Annotated in this window: 4 protein-coding genes; all 4 read left to right on the top strand. The window is 47.4% G+C overall.

Annotated features, from left to right (window positions below; all coding sequences use genetic code 11):
• Window positions 1-395 precede the first annotated feature (395 nt).
• The 4 genes from C5S62_RS06980 (at window position 396) to C5S62_RS06965 (ending at window position 7,373) form a co-directional block, all read left to right on the top strand.
• Entirely contained in the window at window positions 396-1,586 is a 1,191-nt protein-coding gene (locus tag C5S62_RS06980; RefSeq protein WP_223301176.1) for a DUF3575 domain-containing protein, read from the top strand.
• Complete coding sequence (locus C5S62_RS06975; RefSeq protein ID WP_104404667.1) at window positions 1,583-2,533, top strand: DUF5119 domain-containing protein; 951 nt, start codon at window positions 1,583-1,585, stop codon at window positions 2,531-2,533. The genes C5S62_RS06980 and C5S62_RS06975 overlap by 4 nt, the downstream gene beginning before the upstream one ends.
• A 123-nt stretch (window positions 2,534-2,656) precedes the next feature.
• Window positions 2,657-3,949: a fimbrillin family protein gene (locus C5S62_RS06970; RefSeq protein ID WP_104404666.1), complete on the top strand. Its 1,293-nt coding sequence runs from the start codon at window positions 2,657-2,659 to the stop codon at window positions 3,947-3,949.
• Window positions 3,950-4,232: 283 nt separating this feature from the next.
• A complete protein-coding gene (locus C5S62_RS06965; RefSeq protein WP_172486112.1) occupies window positions 4,233-7,373 on the top strand; it encodes a fimbrillin family protein in 3,141 nt (1,046 codons plus the stop codon).
• Window positions 7,374-7,556: the final 183 nt, after the last annotated feature.

Raw genomic sequence — 7,556 nt, 5'->3', positions numbered from 1 at the left:
GTCTTTCCGATACATAAAGTGACAAGAACAGACCTTTGAAATGTAACGGAAAGTTAAATATGTTAAATTTGAAAGCGGTTGTTTTTGGTTTTCTGAGGATGCGGCAGGATGGGAATGTTTAGCAGGAACACGCCGGCTGTTTCTTTAATAAAAATGATTCTGATCCCGTTTTTTTGTGGACAGTCAACGACTACGGGTAATAGTCTGTTTGCTAATATTTCTTAAATATTTTTTAATTTGTGACAGGTGTAAAAAATAGTTGGTAATTTTGTCTCGTGCTTTTGGAATAAGTAAAAAATATTTTTATGAATTCAGATAGCAGTCGGAACTTGATAGTAAATATAATTGGCAAATTAAGAATCCCTGTGTCCTTTTACAAAAGAATTGCAGGGCTTTTGTGCATACTCTTGATGTCTTTTCTTTCACATGCCGGTATGTTCGGTGCTTCGGCTGCCGTTTTGGCTGACATTCCAGAGACTTCCGACAGTATTTTTAGCAGGACTATCTATTTTCCAAAAGCTTCTTCCTGGATTAAGTCCGGTTTGTTTCATAACAGACGTGACTTGAGAGAGATGCGCGAGTTTCTCGATTCGCTTTCCGTTGACCGTATAGTCTCCATAGCGATTCATGGCTCGTCTTCGCCCGAAGGTGACAGCGGATTCAATGAATGGCTGGCTGCCAGGCGTGCCAAGGCGCTCGGAAGGCTTCTTTTTGGTGAATCGTCTCAGGATTCTTTGGCAATTGATTTTACGTCCGGCGTGGCAAAGGAACAGATTGCCTCTTGTTGGGATTTCTGCCGCAGCGCCAGGATAGATGTCAGATATCTTTTGCCTCAGGAGGCTTTTTCCGATAAATCGCTCGTTGGCGGTGCAAAGGAACAGCCGGCCGATGCTCCGGTAGTTGTTGCGGATCGTCAGGTGTCGGCGGATAGGGCCGCCGGCATGGCCGAAAGTCTCGTGCTTTCCGGTGATGGCGTGTCTGGGAGTGCGCTTTCTTCCGGTAGTTCTTACGAGGACGGGTGTGATGGAAAAGGATTCCCCAAAATGTTTTTGAGCACAAATGTTCTTTACGATGCCGCATTAGTGCCTAATGTCGGTGTGGGAATATATTTAGGCAAGAGAATGACGCTTTATGCCGACTGGATGCACGCATGGTGGAGCCGCAAGGCCCGTCATCGTTATTGGCGCGTCTATGGAGGCGATATCGAGTTGCGTGCCCGTTTGGGGCGTTCGCCGCGTTCTTCGGTTTCCCCTTTTAGCGGTCATCATTTGGGAGTGTATGCCTCAATGGCTACCTACGACTTCCAGTTTGGCAATCGTACCGGAGTGATGGGCAACAAGTATAATTATGCTGCGGGGCTCAGCTACGGTTATTCCCTTCCTGTGTCACGCCGGCTCAGTTTCGACTTCGCCGTAGGAGTGGGTTATGCGTGGGGAAAATATAAGAAACACCACCCCGTTGACGACCATGATGTGTGGCTGTCTACCCACAAATTGAAACGCTTCGGACCTACCCGTCTTGAAATAGGTTTGCAGTGGCTCCTCGGCAAGGGCAATCACAATGCAAGGAAAGGAGGGCGCAAATGAAACGGCTTTCAAATGTAATCGTCCGTATGTTGCTTGTGGCTGTCCTGCTCTCATCGGCTGCTTGCGAACATCGTGATTTGTGTTACGACCACTCTCACTGGACGGAACTGAAGGTGGAGTTCGACTGGAGCGAAGCCCCCGATGCCACGCCGCGCACGATGGTGGTTTACCTCTTTCCGCGCGACGGCGGCTTGCCGCGGCGTTATGAACTGACTAATGTGAAGGATGGAGCCAAGATACGGGTGCCGGCTGGCGAATATGACGCCGTCACTTTTAACGGCGACACGGAAACTCTCAAGGAACAGGGAACTACTTATGAAAGCTTTGTGGTGACCACGGCTGACGAGTCGTTGCTCGCTCCCTTGGGACGCGGAGTGACCAATGTGCCTCCGCCGCGCCCTGAAGGTACTGAAAGCGATCCCGTGAAGCAGACTCCCGAAAAAATGTGGTCCGGCAGTGTCGAGAATATTTCGATAGTCCCCTTGGAAAAGCCGAAGCCTCTGAGATTCATGCCCAGAGAGGCAACTGTGGGGTGTACTGTCACGCTGAAGAATGCCAAAAACGTCAGCACAAGTGTGGGAGTGAGCATTGGGCTTACCTGCATGGCCGAAAGCTATTCGCCGGCAAGAGGGCTGGCCGTAGGGCGCGATGTGACCTTGCCCATAGGGCTTTCGGTGGTCGATGAAACCACACTCAGAGGCTCGGTGATGATATTCGGCCACTGTCCGGTGAAAAAATCGGAGCGGCGTCACATTCTGACGGTCTATACCTCAAAGATGAAATATTACGAATATGACGTAACGGACCAGTTGCACGACGTACCCGACCTGCATGATATTACTATTGTCATCGATGGCATAGAACTGCCGCCGCCCGATGGTACCGGTATGTTACCCAATGTGTCGGATTGGGATGATGTCATAAACAACGACCTCGACATGCTCTGATGAAGTGCCGGTCCGGGAAACGTTTCCGAAGCCTTGTGCTGTGGCCGGGTAAAAGGAATCTAAGGCATTTAAACCCTGAAGGAAATAGTTAAAACAACATATTAACATTTTAAATCATTAAAGATGAGCGTTAATTACAAAGCATTGGCATTAGGATTAGGCTCTGTCCTGCTTGCTGCTTCTTGTTCAAACGATGAGATTGAACGGGTTAATCAGGGGCCGGAAGTTACCTTTAATACGGCTGTGAGCCGTGCCGCCAACATTACAACCGCAAACCTTTCTGAGTTTAAAGTATGGGGACAGGCTGTTAATTATACTAGCAACATGATCATTAATGGACAGATAGCTAAGAAACAGAAGGACCAGAATTATTTTAAGATTGATGATCCCGTATATTGGCCGTCTGATATTGCTAAAATTGATTTTTGGGGTGTGTCTCCGTCTGATGTGGCAATAACAATGGAGACGCAAACTAAAGAAATAAAGGATTTTACTCCGGCTCCACAACCTAATGACCAAAAAGACCTGATTGTCGCTTATGAGCAGGCTTCTCGTTCACAGGGCACAAGTGTCAAACTCACGTTCAATCACGCACTTTCCCAAATTGTGGTGAAAGCTAAAAGAGGTCAGATATTGGTAGGTACCGACAAAACAGATGAGACGAAAGAGGTGTTGATAAAAGGCGCATGGATTGTTAATGTATTGCCAACCGGAACACTTGCTTTCAATAAAAATGTAGGTGAGGAAAAACATTATATGGAATGGACTCCTCGTGGAGCAAAAACTTCTTATGGAGCGGAATTTTCTCAGATTGTCAATTTGAGTGGTCATAACGATCATGATGTGTTGGAATATGCTGAGGAGGCTGAGAAGAAAAATAATAATTTGATGCTTGTACCGCAGAAACTGGACAGCTGGGATTTGGATGACGATAGCGATAAGACTGCCAACACTTCCAAAGGCGCCTATATCTTGTTGCTCTGCCGTGTTACTACCACCCATGATGGCGGTACGCACGAAGATGTTGAAAATATTGGTGGAGTGCAGGTTGGTGAAAATTCCCACAAACATCAGTTGTTCCCTTATACCGGTAATTTTGATGTTGAAGAATATGGATATACCTGTATTCCTATTAATACGGTGTGGGAACCGGGAAAGAAATACATCTATACTCTTGAATTCTGTGGTCCTACGAGTGGTGCCGGCGTATATCCTAACCCTGACGATCTCGCCAGTTTCCCCGATGGTGCCGGAAAATATATAAAGCTAATTCCTGACGTTGAACCGAAGAAAACAATAGGTGACCCTGTACTTGACCAGCCTATTCGTTTCACGGTAGATGTTGAAAATTGGACAAACGGCTGGGTAAATGGTGACGGTGAGGATACCGGCGGTGGCAACATGGGCATGAAATAATATAAATCTTTTCAAGCGTCACTGCCGCTTCCCCTGGAAGCAAGGAACGATAATACCAATAAACCGGGAGACAGGCAAAAAGACTGATAGGAATATTGCCGGATCTCCCGGTTTTTATATACGGAAAAAAGAAATACGGAGCCGATGGCCGAGCCTTACATCGTATGGAAAAGAAATACGGTCATCAATGCCGGAAAATGCGAGCGATAAACAACGGAATTCATAAGTACAGACGAACACCACACGTATGATGAGTACCACAAGACAGAGAGACTTTATAAGTATGAATGTCTTTCGGCACGCCATGAAATGCGCCGCCGTATGCTTGGCTACAGCTGTTTTAGCGGCGTGCGAAGACACTACATTTGACAATTTGAAAGGGCCGGCTGACTCCCCGGTCTTTGAGGTAAGCCTTGCTTCAAGCTGGAGCGCGGGTACTCCCGTGAAGCGTTCTGAGGATACTGGTATAACTATCAAGACCCTAAAAAAGGGTGAACTGTATCTCGTTACGGAAGAGCACGAACTCAATGACTCCGTTATGACTGTTTCGGATATGAAGAGTAGGGGGGCTCAGGTGAATACCAAGGATGATTTTCCCGATTACTTCGGTTTGACGGCCTTTTGCTATACCGGTAATATCGATGAATTTGAGGAAAATGATATCACCGCCAACTTTGCCAATAATTTGAAAATGTCAAAAAGCGGAGTAATGGTGAATGAGGACGGAACCCCTTCTGACAGAAAGCTCGATTGGCCCGGTAGCGGTAACATTCGTTTTTATGCTTATGCGCCTTATTATAATCCGGGAGATGCCACCAATAAGGAATTGTCACATGCCGACAATTCTCCCCACATTAGTTTTACGGTGAATACGGACGTAAAGAAGCAGACCGATCTGCTTACGGCTGTGGCCACCTGTAAGGGCGACGGTACGGGCGATGATATCATTTCCGGGAGCGGCGCTGTCAATCTTAGTTTTGGCCATGCCCTTTCCGCCATCACCTTTAAAGCCGGCGATGCCATGCTTGCCGGCACCATTACCAAGATAAAACTTTCAGGCGTTTATGGCAGCGGTTCCACGCTTATCGGTTCCGACAAGTGGACCACAACGGGAAGAGCCGATGCCACCTATGAGGTGGCGACAGAAATCATTATCGCCGGAGGCGGCAGCGGCGATACGCCCGACGGAGAGAATCCTTATGTCAAGCCCGGTACGCCGATAGCCGGTACATCGAGTGATGAGCTGACTATGTTCATGATTCCCCAAACGCTTGGGCCGGACGCCAAGATAGAAATCACGATTACCGAAAAGCTCACGGGTAAGAGCTACACCCTTACTGCCGGCATTGGCAGCAGTGACGGTTCCCGGAAATGGCTTCCGGGTAAGTTATATGCCTATTCGTTGTCTTCCACAGGCATGATTCTTACTCCGGTGTTTAACATGAAGCATAAAGGCAAGGAGTTTACGGAGAAGACGGACACATTCCCCTTTTCCGGATTCTTGACCGATGTGGAGTTTGAATCGTATGTAAAAGTGGTGCAGGCAGACAAGGAAGAAACCGTGGTGAAGCAGCCTCTGAGTAACATTACCTACAAGGTCGGCGATGAGACTACTTTCAAGCCTGTGACTTATGACAAAGACACCAAAGAACTTCTGCTGCCCCCCCAACCTGTTTTTGAAGAATTGCGTGACAAATTCGGCACCCAGATAACAGAGGCCGGCAAGGGAACTTCCGGTAATCCTTTCGACCTGAGCGGCGGAGGTGAAACAGCCAATTGTTATATGATACACGACCATGGCTACTACAAACTGCCTCTTATCTACGGTAATGCCCGCAACAGTGCCGGTGCTACCAATACAGCCTCTTATACGGTTAAGAAACCCGGTATGATTAGTGATAACCCGATTTACCACAGACCTTCCATTCAATACTTTGTGGATCATGCAAACCGAAAGATTGAACACATGGACATTCCCACTCAGACGGGAGGCGTTACAGATGCCGTATTGTTGTGGCAGGATGTTCCAGGCATGGTCAGTGACGTCAAGTTGACCAATGACAAAAAGTTTCTTACTTTCAAGGTCAACAGGCACGCCTTAAATCAGGGAAATGCAGTAGTGGCAGTGAGAAAGGACGGCGTCATTGTGTGGAGCTGGCACATTTGGGCCACTTATCAGAAGTGGGAACAGGGCGATTTGATAAAGACAACGGCCCGTAAAAAAAATCCGGGCGATACCCAGCTGACGGATGGTGACGATTACTATCTCACACCGTGTAACCTTGGTTACAGCGACCGGCATGGCAAGTCCCCCAAGCGTAAGATAGTCCTGAGATGTGAGTTCGACCTCAAGGTCCCGGGCGCAGGCAGTCAGGCAAAGAAAATATCAAAGGACATAACGTTTTGGCAGAGTGAGATTCTCGCCTCTCTCGGAGGAGACAACACCTACTATCAGTGGGGACGTAAAGACCCTATGCTTCCAGGCATTTACGACAAGATTGACCCTCAGCATGCCGGTGATGATTACTATACTGCTAACGCTTATTATCAATCCGAGAGTGGTGAAAAATTAAGCGGTGATTTTACGATGCTGAACAAACCGTTCTTCGTTGATGACGAGCAGTATCGTTTCGGAAAGGGCGACAATCCCGACGGTGCCAGTTTCGGGGAGAGCATCCGGTTTCCTTATGTGTTCTTTATGGGAAATAATCATAGCAATACCGGGTATAATTATCGGGCTTATTGGCACAACGGGCATGGTTTTGGCTATTGGAACAACGATGACAAGTGTGTGTATTATCATGCCTGGAACTCCAATTCCAGCGGATTGGGCAGTTCTTCCTCATTTGATAATGTTGCTAACTATGAAACGGTTACGAAGACCATTTATGATCCCTGCCCTCCCGGCTATTGCGTACCGCCGGTGGCGGCTTTTACCGGAATGTTGGGAGCAAACAGACCTTCCTATGGAATAGACGGCTTTCCTGATGGGAATAAGCCGCAATGGGATGAGAGCACTGCTTGCTGGCGGTTGAATAGCAAATATGACGGAACAGGCAGCCCGATATTTTTTCCTGCTACCGGGGTCAGAGACATGAATGTGAGAATGAAGGCAAATTCAACTGTACCTTCTACTAAATTGCCCTTGGCTCTTAAGGGCCAGACTTGGTGCTCCTTTAGGATGATTGCTTATATCACAACGTCTGTGCTTGGCGGCGGACTTTCTGCAGTTAAAGACGATAAAGATAATGTGCTTGGTTATGAAATAAACGGTCCTAAGTTTCCGACAGACGGTAGTGACGGAAGTACCAAACCGCAGAATATGATTTTTTATCTGGATAACCGTTATGCACCGACAGCTGGTCCTATGGCCTCTTCAAATGCATCTTATGGCTTTTCCGTTCGTCCGGCAAAGATACAGTGACATAGCATCTGTTTGTTTTAGATTTTCAAAATGCGGGAAACCGTCGGCATTATTCATTCGCCGACGGTTTTCCGCATCTTTTGTCATGAAGTTTCTCCCGACGATTGGACAAACAAGATCTCTGTTTCCTTCCTTTGGTATGGCATTCCCGACATTAACATTTTTAACTTTCCGTTACATTTC

It is taken from the genome of Prevotella sp. MGM2, assembly GCF_002933955.1.
GTDB lineage: Bacteria > Bacteroidota > Bacteroidia > Bacteroidales > Bacteroidaceae > Alloprevotella.
The sequence above is the reverse complement of the archived record's forward strand: the minus strand, read 5'-3'. Positions and strand labels throughout refer to the sequence as shown.

Bases quoted from the DNA above. Each gene is read 5' to 3' on its own strand.
- C5S62_RS06975 (WP_104404667.1), top strand. From the start codon at position 1,583: ATGAAACGGCTTTCAAATGTAATCGTCCGTATGTTGCTTGTGGCTGTC.
- C5S62_RS06970 (WP_104404666.1), top strand. From the start codon at position 2,657: ATGAGCGTTAATTACAAAGCATTGGCATTAGGATTAGGCTCTGTCCTG.
- C5S62_RS06965 (WP_172486112.1), top strand. From the start codon at position 4,233: ATGAATGTCTTTCGGCACGCCATGAAATGCGCCGCCGTATGCTTGGCT.